This window comes from Paenibacillus sp. FSL R10-2736, assembly GCF_038000245.1.
Taxonomy (GTDB): domain Bacteria; phylum Bacillota; class Bacilli; order Paenibacillales; family Paenibacillaceae; genus Paenibacillus_AQ; species Paenibacillus_AQ phytohabitans.
In genome coordinates, this window is the sequence record NZ_JBBOBN010000002.1 from 350,934 (window position 1) to 366,110 (window position 15,177).

Here is a 15,177-nt window from a genome sequence, read left to right on the forward strand (position 1 = left end):
TAACAGAAGCTGCGGCAGGATGCAAGCCCGATTCTCCTCTCGTCAAAAAAAAGAAATAGACCGCCCTCCTGTTTGGATAGCGGTCTGCTGTGCTATGGTTCTCCAAGCCGGGTCCCTCAGGTATTCCTTACAGCAAAACCCTGTTCTCCAGTATATTTTTCAGGCTGATATGCGACTTGGAAGGACCGAACTTAATCAGCGAATCCTGAAATTCAGCAAGCTCTTCAATTGATGCAGTCTGCACCTTCATGAGATAATTATATTCTCCGCTGATACGGAATAAGTCCGTTACTTCAATAGCCTCCCGGCAAAAGTCAGTGAGCTCGTGGCAATGCTCCGTCTTTAATAGGATAAAAGTGGTCGTCCCCCGGTTCAGCTCCCGCAGACTAAACGTAGTGACATAGCCGGAAATGATATTCTTTTCCTCCAGCTTCATCATTCTTTCTTTCACCGAAGGTTGCGACATGGCCACCTCTTTACTGATTTGAGCTACTGACATTCGTGCGTTGTACTGCAGTAAGGTCATGATTTTTGTATCAATGTCATCCATAAGATTATCTATCCTGAACGCCCCCTTAGTTAATAAACCAAATTATCTGAAATACCTCATAATATAATCCTATATTACTATAAATCCCTTGTTATTTACATGTATTTCAAGCTTTGTTTTACCTATAATTAACCTATATCAGATACGGGGGGGCGGCAATTAGATGGGCGTAAAAGGTCTGGCACATGTAGCGATCCAAGCTAGAGATTATACAGCGACTATTGCATTTTATACCGGAGTTCTGGGGTTTAAGCGGGGTCATCACTGGAGTCTGCCCTCATTTCACATCCAGGAAGCTTCGATGCTGATTTCACCGGACGGCAGAACCTGCCTTGAAATTTTTGATAACGATGCCGTGATTCCTGCTCAGGGAAAGAAAGCTTCATCCGAAGAAGAGATAGCCCACGGAGCGTTATTGCATTTTGCCTTTTATGTAGATAATGTGGAGGAAATATATCAAAAAGCCCTTGCTCACGGAGCAAGGACTTTCGTAGAACCGGATACCCTGTCACTTGGCGAACCGCCGTTGCTGGTGAAGAACGCGCTCGTTCACAGCCCTAACGGGGAAATTATCGAATTTATTGAAGAGGTTGATTTTGACATGTCCGGATTTAACCCTACCCCATAAAAAGCCCCGTCCCTGAAGGGACGGGGCCTGTTCCGTTATGCAGCCATCGCTCAGATCACTTGATCTCTATCCCGTACCAGCCATCCGCCAGTATATCCAGCTTGTAGTTAACAGGCTCCTCACTATAAGCCTTCTCGGCCAGATGCTGACTGTCGCAATACACAATATGATAGGTGTTGCCGTTCTCACCTTCCCAGTCAAACACGAACCTTATAAGGCTCTTCCCGTTCTGTCTGCTGTATCTAAGAAAGTTCAGCTTGTCCTCTGATACCGCAATAATCTGTCCTACCTTGTCCTGCAGATCCGCATTCGCACCATCCAGGAACTGATGGCCCACAGCATTTCCGTTATTCGAATAGATAAAGGTATTTCCTATATCACTCCGGTTATCCAGGCTGGTCATAAGAAGCTCAGTCTCATCTTTTACAGCCGCAAACAGCTCGCGATGATCCTGGTAAATCTCATACTTTGCCTTGGGGTTATTGTAGCTGATGATCAACCCTGCCGCCACAAGCATCAGTATAACTGCAATGCCAACAAAGACGTTTTTAGTGCGGCCCATAGCTCCACCTGCCTGACCCTTTCAGAATGAGACGCTTATGAATCTATACTATTTGCAAAAAGAGGAGTGGACAAGTCTTCTCTGCATATAACCCCACGCTTCAGCCATAATAATACAAGCCATTTCATTCGCACACATAAAGGAGCAGATGAATTTGAAAAACAAATGGCTGCTGGCGTTAACATTGGTGCTCATGCTCACCTTGACGCAAGCAGCAGGACCCCTACAGGCACAGGCTGGCGACAAGAAAGAAGCGGTTTGCTTCAGCCCCAAGATGGTTCAGCTGAAAAGCGATATGCAGAAGGTATGGATTGACCATACCATATGGACGCGAAGCTATATTGTCAGTGCCATCTCCAATAACCCGGACCAGAAGGATGTACTGAACCGCCTGCTGAGAAACCAGCAGGACATAGGCGATGTATTCAAACCGTATTACGGGGAGGCTGCCGGCAACAAGCTTGCGGAGCTGCTGAAAGAGCATATTGGGATTGCAGGCAAGATTGTAGCAGCCGCCAAAGCAGGCAATCAGGCTGATGTGAAGAAGCTGCAGGACGATTGGCATAAGAATGCCGATGAGATTGCAACTTTTTTAAGCGCATTGAATTCAAACTGGCCGTTTAAAGCGGTGCAAGAGATGCTGTATACACACCTTCAGTTAGTTACAGACATTGTGCTGAGCTGCCTCAAGGGAGACTGGCAAGCAGATATTGCCGCGACCGACAAGAATGAGGTCCATATGATTCATTTAGCGGATGTTCTGTCATCAGGCATTATCAAGCAGTTCCCGGAGAAATTCTAGTGGAGTGTAACAAACACCGTATGTAAGACAGCTTTTCATAATCGCCCGGGAGGGGGTTGTGGAAAGCTTTTTTAATGGGAATGAAGGTCTGGCGTCAAATATGTCCTCCCCATATCAGACGAATGCAGCAGGCTAAATATCCCCAAGAAGTGTATCAAGCTGATCCCAATGCTCCGCAGTATGAATCATTTCTTCGGCAAAGCGGGCAGGGACCCTGCTCGACGAATCGAGCGGCGGCTTGATCCACCAGAGCGACTCGATGCACCAGACATACTTGACTGCCCGCAAAAGAGCGCCCGGCGGCAGCGGGTGTACACTACGGTAGCCTTCAGCGAAAGCAGCAACCGCATCCCTGCGGAATCCGCTCCCGCCGAGTGTGCCGGAGAGGACCGCCCGCCCGAGGTCCAGCGCCGGAAACGAGTAGCGTGCCCGGTCGAAGTCAACGATGGCTGTCAGCGCATCCCCTTCGAACAGCAGGTTGTCCGCCCACAGATCAAGGTGGGCCCAGCCCGCTGTCAGAGGCATAAAGTCATGATCTCCAAGTGAATCAGTAACCGCCTTCTGTAATTGCAGCGCGTCCCGGACACGCCCGGACGAGCTGCGGGCTGCCTCCCAGCTTACCTCCCAGGCGCGCTCCATCTCCTCGCGCGACAACTGCCAGGCCGGTTCACCCGCCGGCACTGCTGCTCGCAATCCTGATGCCGCTGCGGAATTCCAGACAGTATGCATATCCGCAGCAGCCCGTCCGAGTGAATGCATTCCCTGCTTACCGATCCTGCCGGCAGGCACCATAGCACCCGGACAGCATGTCATGGCTGTCATGTATCTTCCGCAGGGCAGGATGTGCATGCAGCGCCCTTCCAGCGTTAACGGCTCAGGACACGGTCCTCCCGACTGGTACCACAGGAGCTGCAGCTGCAGCGCATTCTCAATCTTGCCGCGAAACTCCGGATCATCCATCTTGAACCGCCCGGGGTGATAGCTTTTGGCGAACAGCCGCCCCTTATTCGTCCCGATAATCCACTTCTCGTTCAATAGTCCGCGATTCACACGCCCGGCAGACAGCAGCTCCGCCTCAAAATGCTTCTTCAGCCAGCCTGCGATCTCGCCAATTAATTGGTCCTCAGTCGTCAGCAGCATTCTAAGCCAACCCCTCTAATCAGATTCCCCTATTCATGATTCTATCTCAACAATGTCAATATTTCTCTGACAGAATTATCAACAAAGGCCCGCTCAGGCCGGGATTTCATGAACACAGTCAGTCCGATTAATGATATGACCAGTGCCTGCGCCAGACTCTTTGCGTTGATGCCGGGATCAAGCTCACCTGAACGCAACCCCCGTTCAACCGTTTCCTGGAAGATTACCGAGAGATACATCTGATGTTCTCTGGTCAGGATTGCAAATTTCTCATCATGAGGCGCAAGCTCCACCATCGAGTTGAGGCAAAAGCATCCCCAGTTCGGGCCTTTCCCATATTCCTTTGCCACTAGATTCTCAAAAAAACTGCGGAATGCTTCTTTAACAGAAGAATTAGTCTGGAGTTTGCCCCGGATAGAGGCAGCGTGAGCACTCGTATATTTGCGCAGCGCAGCTTCGAATAGTCCTTTCTTATCTCCAAAGGCGGAGTATAGGCTGGGGCGCTGAATGCCCATTCTTGAAGTCAAATCGCTCAAAGAGGTGGCTTCGAATCCTTTCTCCCAGAATAGCTGCATCGCTGCATCCAATACCTTGTCTTCATCAAATTCACGTTGCCGGGCCAATATAACCCCTCTTTTCATATCGTTCAGTATATTATAATTTTATGTTCAACAGGCTGTCATGTCAATGTATTGACAGTTATCTTTGTTTATAGTTATATTTATCAGGTCACATTTCATACCGTTCAGTATATTATTTTGCGATCCGTTATACATTCATTTAAGGAGGAGTCTCTTTGGAAAAGGTAGTTGAACAACCACATGCAGCATCCGAATCTGCTCCAGTATCTCCAATGTCCCGGAGTGTTGCGCTCTTATTTGCCATCGCCTGCGGACTGGCAGTCGCCAATATTTATTACGCGCAGCCCCTGCTGGACGCTATCTCACAAGAATTCGGGATTACTCATTCCTCCGTTGGCCTTGTTATTACCATCACTCAAGTCTGTTACGCGCTTGGACTGCTATTGCTGGTGCCCCTCGGTGATTTGTTGAACCGGCGCTGGCTGATCGCCGGACAGATGCTAATATCCGTCCTGGCTCTGATTGTGGTTGGCACCGCCTCCACCAGCCGAATATTATTCATAGCTATAGCTGCGGTTGGATTGCTTGCCGTAGTCACACAGACACTGGTTGCCTTCGCGGCAACTTTGGCAGACCCGGCTGAGCGGGGGCGTACTTTGGGCGTGGTAACCAGCGGAATCGTTATAGGTATTCTGCTCGCACGGACTTTTGCCGGAGTATTAACGGATATAGCCGGTTGGCGCTCTGTCTACCTGGTCTCTGCGGGATTAACGCTAATCATGGCTGGCGTATTGTTTCGGGTGCTGCCCAAGGATGAGCCCTCAAGAGAAGCCTTATCCTACCTGCAGCTGCTGCGTTCGCTGTTCACGTTATTCGCACAGGAGCGAATTCTGCGCATCCGCGCTGTACTGGCTCTGCTGATTTTTACCGCGTTCAGTATATTATGGACTTCCCTGGTGCTGCCACTCAGCGCCCCGCCGCTATCTCTTTCACATTCTGCAATTGGCGCGTTTGGACTCGCCGGAGTGGCTGGAGCATTGGCAGCAGCGCGGGCAGGCCGTCTTGCCGACCGGGGTTTAGGGCAGAAGACTACTGGCGCGGCATTGACTCTGTTGCTTCTGTCATGGCTGCCCATAAGTTATACTCAGCATTCACTTCCCGCATTAATCGCCGGCATTATCCTTCTTGATCTGGCAGTACAAGCTGTACATGTCACCAACCAGAGCATGATTCTTAATTTGCACCCGGAGGCACGCAGCAGGCTTACCGCCGGTTATATGATTTTCTATTCCATAGGCAGCGCCACCGGGTCCATCGCATCCACCAGCATCTATGCTTACTCAGGCTGGAACGGAGTATGCTTGTTAGGCGCAATCGTCAGTGCCCTGGCGCTGCTATTCTGGGCATTAACCCGCCGCCTTAAATAGATAAACATAAGGCCGCCCTTACAGGCGGCTCACGGCTCTCTTATATTCCGTGCTTTGCGCAGACTAATTAAGCTTCTTCACCCCGATCACCTTGCTGCTAAACTGGTACGTTACACTGACATTCTCTATAATCTCCGTATCCTGATAGGCCAGGGAACCCTCGAACTCCAAGGTATCATTGTCCTTCCAGACGATGTTACTGGCATCACTATAATTTTCATAATCCGGGCGGATCCATGTGTCTATTTCTTGCTCCGCCCCATATTTGACTCTTGCGGATTCTATTAATTCCGGACTGGTTCTTCCTGCTTCCACATTAATAATCTGCACAAATTCACTTTTATTAGAACAGGTGACGACCGCAACTAACTTCTTATCGGGGGAAGGAATTATATCTGTTATATACATAGAAGGTGCAGAGAAGCTTGAATATTCCTCCAGCTTATTGTCTTTGATCCTCCATAGGACATTCTGGCTTCCATAATCCGAATAATGATTAAATAACGTAAATAACATACTGCCGTCTGCCAGTTTAACAATATACGGACTCCGGTAACTTTGTGAGAGAATATCTATGGCAAAAGCAGCCGCATCGGCGATTTTGGGATTCTCATTTCCTGCAAACGGCTGAAGTTTATTCAATGCCTTTGCTCTTAAGCTTGGATCATTGAAGCCTTCCACCAGCCGGTTAATAGCAATATATACATGTTCTTCATTATCACTTGTGAGGGCCTGCAGAAATTTCATCCCGTCATATTTAGGAACCGGCAGTAACTCCATGTCTTCAGCTCTCAGATAACGGATATACGGCTCTGCGTTCTGATTCTTATAATATTCGGTTGCTAATAAAGCGGAAGCGGTTGAACTATAGAGTACAAGACATGCAACCAGAGCCACCCACTTTTTAGAAAAGCCTTTCTTCCTTTTCTCCGCTCCGCTCGATCCGGCTGCTTCGATTAAATCTTCATCAATGAGTCCGATCTCGCGGTATAACTCTTCTCTTTTCACAGGTGAACTCCCCCCTTAGATAAATGAACTCTAAGCTTATTTCTTGTTCTGAAAAGAATGGACTTCACCTTACTGCTGCTCATCCGAAATCTCATAGCAAGTTCCTCTATGGAATCTGAATACCAGTACCGCCTAATAAATATATTTCTGGCTTGCTCCTCTATGCCATATAGAAATTCATTGATCAAGCTTGCGGTTTCACCCGCTTCATATTCTCCTTCTACCGTATCCGGGGAAGCTATGCATCCTTCCAGTTCGGTTAGAATGGCATCAAACTGACGGTTGCGTTTCTTGGCTGTATTATAACTATGTCTATCGAGCGCTATATTACGGGTGATTCTTCCTAAAAAAATAGATAGCTTCCCGGGCATCGTTGGCGGAATTGCATTCCACGCAGCCAAATATGTATCATTCTCACATTCATCAATATCTGAGAGATTCGAAAGGATGTTTCGGGCAATCACTCTGCAGTAAGCCCCGTATTTACTCTTGGTCTCTACAATGGCCTGCTGTGAACGCTGTAAGTATAGGCGGACTATTCCCTGATCTTCCATCTGTCATTCTCCTTTTAATCTCTTATCTATACAGTAGGGAATTGTTGGAACGGGTTGCACTTATATTATAATTTTCACAGAAAAAATCCCAGCGCATAAGAAGTATCCCTCTTATCAGCCAGGATTAAGATATGTTCTATAGGTTGCAGCCTCTTTAGAGCAAATTAAAAGATAATCATTCCGCGTTCAGCGTAAGCGTGTCATCCTCCTCACTGGCTTCAGGTGCCAGACTTACAGTAATGTCTACAGTCAGGGCATCCGTTATAGCGGTATCCGTCCAGGACGTTCCGTCCCATACCTGCTTCAGATAGGTCACCGTTATCTTGAAATCACCTGCCAAAGAGGGAGTGTACTCGGCCCCATATACCTCTTCAGTTACCGTAAATACCCCGGGCTTGCCCGCCTCCGTGGAGCTCCACGCTACCGGGTGGTACCGCTCGTCGCCGGTGATTGGCGATGTGTTGCTCTGATTGTAGCCCTCAGCTGTCAGGATGACCATCCGACCCGCCACTGCACTGCCTGGACTGACACTAAGACTATTTCCTTCAGCGCTGACCGCTGTATATACGTCCTGGGTCACCGTCTTGTTCGCAGCGGATTGAACCTTCTGTATCCCTGTAACGCGGGCATTATCGAACACAGCATTCTGGGAGGTTGTTCTGAAGCCGATTCTCCCAGCGGTTAATTCCGTTAGCGGGTTCGTCCATTCGAGCTTTAACTGGCCGTCCACATAACCTATGATCCGGTTTCCTTTGATGACCGCTTTAAGGGTATACCACTGATTCGCGGCCGCATCGGCGAACATCGTGCTGGACACAGAAGTCAGCGTTCCGTCTACCGCCTTGAACAGCTCCAGCTTCTTGTCGTTCACATTCATCCGGTACATATAATAGTTATTAGCATCCTGCACCCGGAAGAGGATACCGGCATTGGCATTCGCGATGGGAACCTTTACTTTGGCTTCCACCGCAACATCCTTCCACGAATCCCCGGCTGTAATGAGTGCCGTAGTATTCCCCTTCGTCTGGATCAGCGCCTTCGTGTTACCATCTGTTGCCACATTCCAGTTACCCACGGCAGCCGTCCACCCTGCGGTATCCCCATCTTCAAAGTTGTCGGTGAGCCGGACGGAATTCGGATTCGAATCGATAGGCGTTTCATCCACATCCGTAACCTGGAGCGTGAAGCTCCTCGCCACAGACAGTCCGCTCGCATCAACGCTCTTTACCCGGATCTTATAGCTGCTCTGGGCCTCATAATCCGGCGTGGTCCGGAGAATCAGCGTGTCCCCCAGCGGAGGGATGGAGAAGCTGCTGTTATCGGCATCCCCTTCTCCCGGGGTCAGCGCGTAAGTAAAGGTATCTCCCGCATCCGGATCGGTTGTAGTGAAGGTTCCGACTACGCCTCCCGGAGTGGTAAGCTCCGCAACACGGGTAGCGCTCAGCGTAATATCGGTTGGCGGATTATGAATCTCTGTTACCTTGGCATCGTCAAACCAGATACCCGCCGAGGTGGTGCGGAAGCCGGCTCCCCCGGAGGTGAGTTCAGTGTTCGGATTACTCCATGTAGTCTTTAATTGTCCGTCCACATACCCTTTGACCGTATTCCCCTGCACCGTTACCTTTAGCGTATACCATTGATTCTTCACAGGGGTAAAAGAAGTCTCGGATACAAGTGTCAGTGCTCCAGCTATAACTTTGTACAGCTGCAGCTGGCTCTTGCTTGCATCGATCCGGTACATATAGAAATTCTCCTGATCCTTCACCCGGAAGACAATGCCTGCGTTCTCACTTGTGTTATTAAAGGGTAACCGCGTTCTGGCTTCATAGGTGTAATCCGTCCAGGGAGCACCGGCATTCGCGGTAATGAGCGCCGTCTGCGTCTTGCTGGTGGAGAGAACCTGATTCCCTCCGTCCGCTGTCACCGCCCAGCTGGTTGTGCCTGAATGGATCGTCCAATCCGCAATATCCCCATCTGTAAAGTTATCGCTGAACAGCGGCTGTTCAGAGTTGGCGAAGACTACGCCGCTCACATAATCATTGCGGATGGTTGCCTTCAGGTCGCTCATATTCTGCGCGAGCTTGCCTTTGACCACGACATCCGTAAACGTCACCCCGTTCACCATTCCGCCCTTGAGCGGTTGCCCCCGCAAGAACGACGTCTGCGTTCCTGTTTCCCGGACATTAATGTTCTTGAACAGGACATTGCTCACATCGCCGGCAGTGACAGTGGAGACATAGAGCCAGAAATTGCCGAATTGCATGCTGCGGACCCGCTCGATATCAATATTCTCGTACGTAATATCCTTAGCATAGCCCTCCACCGGAAGTGTATTAAGGGAATAGCCATGATCTACGAAGAAAGCCCGGGCGCTATTATACACGTACGAATTGCGGAAGGTTACACCGATCTGCGGTGTACATACGCCCATGCCAATCTTGAAGGCCGCAGCGCGGGTCCAGGCCAGACTGTCGTCAAAGGTCACTCTTTCCAGCTGCTCAATTGCTCCCGGCCAAGCCTTGGACATTCCTTTCTGCGGCCAGGTTTTGGTGGAATACGTATCATCGTTGGAGATGGCAATGGCATGCTTCACCAGCACATCCTGACTTTCATTGATATCCATAGCGTCTTCCTCAATAGGGCCATACACGCTCTGGAATCCCTTGTAGTTGGTGATCTTCACATGGTCCGAGCGGACCACCATGAACGCCCAGAAGCCGCCATCGCGCAGGATTAATCCGTCGAAGGTGAAGTTGCTGGTCTGCATCGGTACCAGCAGATTATTGATGAACCCCTCACCGTTCTTGTGCTGCCGCTCCTCCGGCAAGCCTTCCTTCCGCGGCGGATTCACCATCTTGCGGCTGCGCATCTCGATCCCTTTCCCGTCAATGGTGCCGCGTCCGCGCATCGTAATATTGCTGGAATTCACCGCCGTGGTGATGAAATACGTTCCATCGGAGATCGTATCCTTGCGGAAGTCATTCCGGTAATCCTCACCCCTGCCCGTGCCGACAATGACAGCTCCGCCAGCCAGGTAGAAGGTAACATTGCTTTTCAGGGTCAGATTGCTGCTCTTATACACGCCCGCCGGAATGTACACCGTACCGCCCCCGGCTTGATTGGCGTCGTCAATCGCCCGCTGGATCGCAGCCGAGGTTATCGTTGCCCCCGTTTTGTCTGCATGGTACGGTGCAGCAGTTACATTGTAGATTCCCGGACCGGAGGACGCGGGAATATTCGTCTCCAGCGGATCGGCAGCGATGACGAGCCTTTTCCGGTGCTTCGTCCTGTCGGTTTCATCATAATTTTCATTAGGGTCTTCATTGATATCTACAATGACATAGGTCGAGGCAGACAGGGTAAAGGTCAGCTTGTTCTTGCTCCCGTTGACGGTCCCCTGGATGTTCTTGGCCAGCGGGCTGATCGAATACGATTCAATCGGCTTATTGCCCAGCATCGTAACTTCAATACTGACCGTTCCGTCAAAGGAGAACCCGGCGTAGTCATATTCAGACTGATAGTTAATGACGGGAACTGCTTCATTATTCACTTTCAGTGAAAAAGCACTGGATGCAGTATAGATGGAGGGCATCGGGTAGTTCTGGATGACCGCGGGTCCGGCTGCTGCCTGCGGCACAGATGCAGGATCAGCCGCCTCTGTGGTATCCGCTGAAGACACCCCGTAGTTGGCAGGGCTTTCGGCCGCACCGGCTGTCTGCGGGATGAAACCTGTGAATGTGACTGCAAGCGCTAGTAGAAGACTCATTACTTTTCTCGTAAGCATAAATACCTCCTCTAGATCCATATTGGCTCCTTATGCATGGTGATACGGGCAGGACAACTCCAAGTAAGTAACCGCTTTCATAACATGCCCTCACATACGGAGTTATTCCTTACTATAATCCTGGACCATGAAGAAAGGAGCGTGGCAGGCCCACTCTCCAGGGATACAATTATACTGTGCTGTATGAACTACACCGCTCTCTGTAGAGCAGGAAAAGTCGTAATAACACTTTGCTTAGCGAATCAGCACTTCCTTTGTCACCTGTGCAGGGGGCCGCCAAAGAACAACGAATTACTCATAGAAGGACTACTAAACTGGAGGGATTGAAATGGAAATTCTGAAAACAAAGGAAGCTGCGGAGCTGCTGTCCGTTAGCCAGACTACGATCAAACGCTGGGCGGCCATGTTCCCCGATTTCTTTCCAAAGGACCGTCTTGGACATTATACCTTCTCGGAGCGGCAAATCAGCCAGCTCAATCATATTAAAGAACGTATTAATCAGGGGGAAGCACTGGAATGCATCCATCTGGATCTCACGAATGACAACCTGCCAAGGGGCCCGCTGCAAGAGAATCTAAGCCCAGATACAGACGATGACCCTATGAATAAAATATGGTCCCGGATCGGGTATATTGAACACGCGCTGGATCAGAAAGCAAACGAGGTAGTTTCGATTCAGTTGCTCCAGCAGCGTGCTGAACTTGAGGATATGCGTGTAATGATTAAGCAATTATCCGCAACGCTGGAAACGATGCAGAAGCCCGGCAGTAACTCCCTCTCCACGTATGAAGAGCTTCATCCGGTTGCCGCCGGCAGGCTGACATCTCCGCCAAGGAAGCGCGGTCTATTGCGCTCTTTTTTCCCATTCCTATAGGCCCGCCTCTTCACACAAAAAAGGTGCGACAAGCCCGGTTCATCACCAGACGCTCGCCGCACCTTCACTCTCCAGCTTAAATTAAGGCGTTGAAATGGCCTTCCGCGTCCACCGTCGCCGTCCGGGGATCGGTGAGACCGATACCCTTGAAGCCTCCCGTTCCTTCATTGCGCCAGAGGGGGAGGTGATCCTTAAGCGGAGATGCCGGTACGAAATTGGCAGGGGTGCTGCTTCCGCTCTTCAGTACGAGCTGGGACTCCAGCAGCCGGATTTGCCGCTGCAGCTGCTCCCGCCGGTACGGAGTCTGCATCTGACTTCCCTGTGCCGCATTCACTTTATCCAGTTCCATCATCAGCTGGTTGCGCTGCTTCTCCAGGGAACTGACATCACTCTGTGTACCGCCATAGGCCGCAATGGGCTGTATGGAGCTGATGCCTGATACTGTCTGTGCCGCCATGATCTTTCCCTCCGTTTCCTTGGCCCCTACTCCAAATTCAGCCAAATTCGTAAGTTCTAATCATCTTTATTACCCCGCGTGCCCCGTTATGACAACATCAGAACCGCAACTGGACAATAATCGTCGTATAGTCTCAGCCGGCCGCTTGTTTCGGACCTACCAAAGACCCACCGGAGGCTGGCTAAAGTCCCTTCCGTCCAGTCCCTTATTCGTCCTTCAACCGCCGCACATACAGAACAACCGACACAACCGTTAATACAACCGTCCATGCCAAAATAATGAGAAGGGGTTTCAAGACATCTCCCGTTGTATATCCTGTATCGCTTAGACCCAGCAAATGCACAAGCTGGCTGCTTGGCATGTAATCCAGCACCTTGAAGACCGGGTAATCCTTGGCCAGTACTGCTCCCCAGGGTGCACCGGTGAATATGAACGCCACCGGGAGTATAGATAATGAGGCTTCAAGCACCGTCTTGGAGAATAAACCGCAGATTGTACCGGCTGCCGTGTATAGAATAATTGACAGAATGATTGCTGCCGTAAACGTTCCTATATTAGCCGGCTCATAGCCCAATATATACGTTGAAATAGTCAGAACAACAGCGGACATGACAAAGACCAGGCTGCTTTTACCGATCAGAACATCCATGGCCGTGGCCGGAGTCAGCATTAATGACCTTAAAGTGTTACGCTCCTTCTCCTCTGCGATCAAGCAGGCTTGTGCCATACTCGTCAGGATCACTAACGATGTATTCAGAAGAAAACCGATCGCTCCAGGTAAGGCTGAGCCTGCACTTCGAAAAAGAAATGCGAAGAGTATAGGAAATACCAGAATAATCGAGATCGCGTAATTGCGCGAGAACTCTTTGTAATCCTTCACAAATATCGCCCGGGCCCGTTTCAATGAGATACTCATAGCAGCTCACTTCCTGTCATTTTAATAAAAATATCACCGAGACTGGGCTCTTTCGTCTCGATCCGGTCAATGAGCCCCCGCTTCATCCAATCCGCGATTTGATCCGCCGTCTCCTCACCGATTGGAAGCTCATAGGCTTCCCCGTTGGTTAAGTCAACACTAACTGCATTCTTCCGGTGCTGCCGTTTAAGCTCCTTTGGTGAGCCGATGACCTGAATTTGTCCCTGATACAGAATGGCTACACGGTTGCACATCAATTCTGCTTCCGCCATATCATGCGTAGTCAGAAAAATCGTTGTCCCTTTCTCATTCAGGTAGCGCAAGCCTTTATAAATATGTGCGGAGTTCACCGGGTCCAACGCCGAAGTAGGCTCATCTAAGAATAATAATTCCGGCTCATGGATAATCGCGCAGGCCAGCGTAACACGCTGACGCATCCCTTTCGATAAAAGATTGACTTTCTTTTTGCGCTCCCCGCTTAAGTTCACAAACTGCAGCACCTTATCGACTGCAGCTTTGGGAAGATCATATAACTTACGGTACAGCTCCAGATTCTCCTCAACCGACAACCGCTCATAGAGGCCGCTGTTATCCGTCAGAATGCCGAAGCGCATCTTCTGGGCAGACTGCCGCATCTTCTCCGCAGGCTGGTTAAATACACTTGCCTGTCCGCTTGTCGGATTTAGCTGTGCCGTGAGAATCTTGATTAATGTTGTTTTGCCTGCGCCACTCGGACCGAGAAACCCAAAAATTTCTCCCTTAGGAATAGAAAAAGATACATCTGCTAACGCATCCTTTGGTCCAAAGCTCTTGCGGACACGTTCTACCTGGATAACCTCCATGAACTCCACATCCTTAGTGTTGATGGCATAAATATATAAAGAATGCACGCTTCCTGCCATCAAAACCCGCCGAAATGTAGCTGTAACCGGCTGAATGGTACCATTTAAATGTTCAGCAGTGCCTTTAATTCCTGCAATTTCGAGCGGGATAACGGAACTACGGCATCCTGGCTTGTGTTTAACCGCAGGCTGTAGCTATTCTTCGTCCAGGTAATAATCTCTCTTACCTTTTGCAGATTAACGATGTAGGAGCGGTGACACCTGAAGAACCCGAAATTCAATAACCTCTGCTCCAGCTCGGTCAGCGTCAGCGCACAATCGTAATTCTCCCCGCCCACATGAACAAGAATCGAACCCTCTACACTTTCTATAAAATCAATTTCAGGCGGATTAAATAAAATCACCTTGTCATTGCGTTTGGTAGAGATCTTCTGCAAGGTGATATTAGGCTCGTCCTGTTTATGTACATCCTCCTTGTCCTCTTCGGAGTCCCGGATATCGAGCGGATGGAATCCGGACTCATTCAACCGGTAAATGACATCACAGGAAATCAGAGCATCCTCTAAATTCGAAGTTAGGATTATAATCTGCTTGTCTGCCGATAGGTCATCCAGAACCCGTTTGAATTGACGGCGGTCCTGCTCTTCCAGATAAAAGTACGGTTCCTCCAAGACAAGTGCAGGCTGATGTGCAAAAAAGACACGCAGCAAGGTCACATACATCCTTTTGGATGAGCTTAGATCCTTGATCTTTACCTTCCGTTCTTCTTTTAATGCAAAATACTCCATGAGCGAAGCGGCATGCTCCTGCCTCTCCGACACATGAATTAAAAATGTGATTAGCTCCTCTACCGTTAAACGCATGTACTCGCCTTGCTGCACCCGAAATAAATAAAACCCGGCATGCTCCGCTAATTGATTCATTACAAGCTGCTTCCGCTTCAAGTCCGTTATAATGCCAACCGGCTGGCCCGGTGTCATATTGAATTCGATCTCCGGCAGGAATAATTCCCCGCCTTCATACATGGGTTGAAATTGCATACCGTCCTCCTG

The 15,177-nt window shown here is 49.7% G+C and carries 15 protein-coding genes; 4 read left to right on the forward strand and 11 right to left on the reverse strand.

What is annotated here, in order from left to right; translation table 11 throughout:
- Positions 1–127: 127 nt before the first annotated feature.
- Entirely contained in the window at positions 128–550 is a 423-nt protein-coding gene (locus NSQ73_RS29600; protein ID WP_039296084.1) for an Lrp/AsnC family transcriptional regulator, read from the reverse strand.
- A gap of 163 nt (positions 551–713) precedes the next feature.
- Between NSQ73_RS29600 and NSQ73_RS29605 the strand changes: the two genes are divergently transcribed.
- A complete protein-coding gene (locus NSQ73_RS29605) occupies positions 714–1,178 on the forward strand; it encodes a VOC family protein (protein ID WP_340989791.1) in 465 nt (154 codons plus the stop codon).
- Between the two features lie 55 nt (positions 1,179–1,233).
- Here the strand turns inward: NSQ73_RS29605 and NSQ73_RS29610 are convergent, their stop codons facing one another.
- Positions 1,234–1,740, reverse strand: coding sequence for a hypothetical protein (locus tag NSQ73_RS29610; protein ID WP_340989792.1), 507 nt, complete (start codon positions 1,738–1,740; stop codon positions 1,234–1,236).
- Positions 1,741–1,894: 154 nt separating this feature from the next.
- Between NSQ73_RS29610 and NSQ73_RS29615 the strand changes: the two genes are divergently transcribed.
- Positions 1,895–2,542: a glycosyltransferase gene (locus NSQ73_RS29615; RefSeq protein WP_340989794.1), complete on the forward strand. Its 648-nt coding sequence runs from the start codon at positions 1,895–1,897 to the stop codon at positions 2,540–2,542.
- 132 nt (positions 2,543–2,674) lie between these two features.
- Here NSQ73_RS29615 and NSQ73_RS29620 read toward each other — a convergent pair whose 3' ends face one another.
- Together NSQ73_RS29620 and NSQ73_RS29625 are read right to left on the reverse strand one after the other, a co-directional pair.
- The gene (locus NSQ73_RS29620) at positions 2,675–3,682 is read right to left on the reverse strand and encodes a phosphotransferase (RefSeq protein WP_340989795.1); all 1,008 of its coding nucleotides are present in this window, start codon (positions 3,680–3,682) and stop codon (positions 2,675–2,677) included.
- Positions 3,683–3,723: 41 nt separating this feature from the next.
- Positions 3,724–4,305, reverse strand: coding sequence for a TetR/AcrR family transcriptional regulator (locus tag NSQ73_RS29625; RefSeq protein ID WP_340989796.1), 582 nt, complete (start codon positions 4,303–4,305; stop codon positions 3,724–3,726).
- A 230-nt stretch (positions 4,306–4,535) separates the two neighbouring features.
- Between NSQ73_RS29625 and NSQ73_RS29630 the strand changes: the two genes are divergently transcribed.
- Positions 4,536–5,690 carry an MFS transporter gene (locus NSQ73_RS29630; protein WP_340990709.1) on the forward strand — a complete coding sequence of 385 codons (1,155 nt, stop codon included), beginning with the start codon at positions 4,536–4,538 and terminating at the stop codon, positions 5,688–5,690.
- Positions 5,691–5,753: 63 nt separating this feature from the next.
- On the opposite strand, the gene NSQ73_RS29635 is transcribed toward NSQ73_RS29630, so the two are convergent.
- The 3 genes from NSQ73_RS29635 to NSQ73_RS29645 form a co-directional block, all read right to left on the reverse strand.
- The gene (locus NSQ73_RS29635) at positions 5,754–6,698 is read right to left on the reverse strand and encodes a hypothetical protein (RefSeq protein ID WP_340989798.1); all 945 of its coding nucleotides are present in this window, start codon (positions 6,696–6,698) and stop codon (positions 5,754–5,756) included.
- Entirely contained in the window at positions 6,695–7,252 is a 558-nt protein-coding gene (locus NSQ73_RS29640; RefSeq protein WP_340989799.1) for an RNA polymerase sigma factor, read from the reverse strand. The genes NSQ73_RS29635 and NSQ73_RS29640 overlap by 4 nt, the downstream gene beginning before the upstream one ends.
- Before the next feature lie 175 nt (positions 7,253–7,427).
- A complete protein-coding gene (locus NSQ73_RS29645; RefSeq protein ID WP_340989800.1) occupies positions 7,428–11,036 on the reverse strand; it encodes a family 16 glycoside hydrolase in 3,609 nt (1,202 codons plus the stop codon).
- A gap of 328 nt (positions 11,037–11,364) precedes the next feature.
- Between NSQ73_RS29645 and NSQ73_RS29650 the strand changes: the two genes are divergently transcribed.
- Positions 11,365–11,910, forward strand: coding sequence for a MerR family transcriptional regulator (locus NSQ73_RS29650; protein ID WP_340989801.1), 546 nt, complete (start codon positions 11,365–11,367; stop codon positions 11,908–11,910).
- Positions 11,911–11,986: 76 nt separating this feature from the next.
- Here NSQ73_RS29650 and NSQ73_RS29655 read toward each other — a convergent pair whose 3' ends face one another.
- The 4 genes from NSQ73_RS29655 to NSQ73_RS29670 all read right to left on the reverse strand — a co-directional run bounded on the left by NSQ73_RS29655 (position 11,987) and on the right by NSQ73_RS29670 (position 15,165).
- A complete protein-coding gene (locus NSQ73_RS29655; RefSeq protein ID WP_340989803.1) occupies positions 11,987–12,367 on the reverse strand; it encodes a hypothetical protein in 381 nt (126 codons plus the stop codon).
- A 205-nt stretch (positions 12,368–12,572) separates the two neighbouring features.
- Positions 12,573–13,283, reverse strand: coding sequence for an ABC transporter permease (locus NSQ73_RS29660; protein WP_340989805.1), 711 nt, complete (start codon positions 13,281–13,283; stop codon positions 12,573–12,575).
- Entirely contained in the window at positions 13,280–14,125 is an 846-nt protein-coding gene (locus NSQ73_RS29665; protein WP_340990710.1) for an ABC transporter ATP-binding protein, read from the reverse strand. The genes NSQ73_RS29660 and NSQ73_RS29665 overlap by 4 nt, the downstream gene beginning before the upstream one ends.
- Positions 14,126–14,229: 104 nt before the next feature.
- The gene (locus NSQ73_RS29670) at positions 14,230–15,165 is read right to left on the reverse strand and encodes a LytTR family transcriptional regulator DNA-binding domain-containing protein (RefSeq protein WP_340989806.1); all 936 of its coding nucleotides are present in this window, start codon (positions 15,163–15,165) and stop codon (positions 14,230–14,232) included.
- Positions 15,166–15,177: the final 12 nt, after the last annotated feature.

Coding starts and splice junctions, on each gene's coding strand:
- NSQ73_RS29600 (WP_039296084.1), bottom strand. CDS start 550: ATGGATGACATTGATACAAAAATCATGACCTTACTGCAGTACAACGCA.
- NSQ73_RS29605 (WP_340989791.1), top strand. CDS start 714: ATGGGCGTAAAAGGTCTGGCACATGTAGCGATCCAAGCTAGAGATTAT.
- NSQ73_RS29610 (WP_340989792.1), bottom strand. CDS start 1,740: ATGGGCCGCACTAAAAACGTCTTTGTTGGCATTGCAGTTATACTGATG.
- NSQ73_RS29620 (WP_340989795.1), bottom strand. CDS start 3,682: ATGCTGCTGACGACTGAGGACCAATTAATTGGCGAGATCGCAGGCTGG.
- NSQ73_RS29630 (WP_340990709.1), top strand. CDS start 4,536: ATGTCCCGGAGTGTTGCGCTCTTATTTGCCATCGCCTGCGGACTGGCA.
- NSQ73_RS29640 (WP_340989799.1), bottom strand. CDS start 7,252: ATGGAAGATCAGGGAATAGTCCGCCTATACTTACAGCGTTCACAGCAG.
- NSQ73_RS29645 (WP_340989800.1), bottom strand. CDS start 11,036: ATGCTTACGAGAAAAGTAATGAGTCTTCTACTAGCGCTTGCAGTCACA.
- NSQ73_RS29650 (WP_340989801.1), top strand. CDS start 11,365: ATGGAAATTCTGAAAACAAAGGAAGCTGCGGAGCTGCTGTCCGTTAGC.
- NSQ73_RS29655 (WP_340989803.1), bottom strand. CDS start 12,367: ATGGCGGCACAGACAGTATCAGGCATCAGCTCCATACAGCCCATTGCG.
- NSQ73_RS29660 (WP_340989805.1), bottom strand. CDS start 13,283: ATGAGTATCTCATTGAAACGGGCCCGGGCGATATTTGTGAAGGATTAC.
- NSQ73_RS29665 (WP_340990710.1), bottom strand. CDS start 14,125: ATGGAGGTTATCCAGGTAGAACGTGTCCGCAAGAGCTTTGGACCAAAG.
- NSQ73_RS29670 (WP_340989806.1), bottom strand. CDS start 15,165: ATGCAATTTCAACCCATGTATGAAGGCGGGGAATTATTCCTGCCGGAG.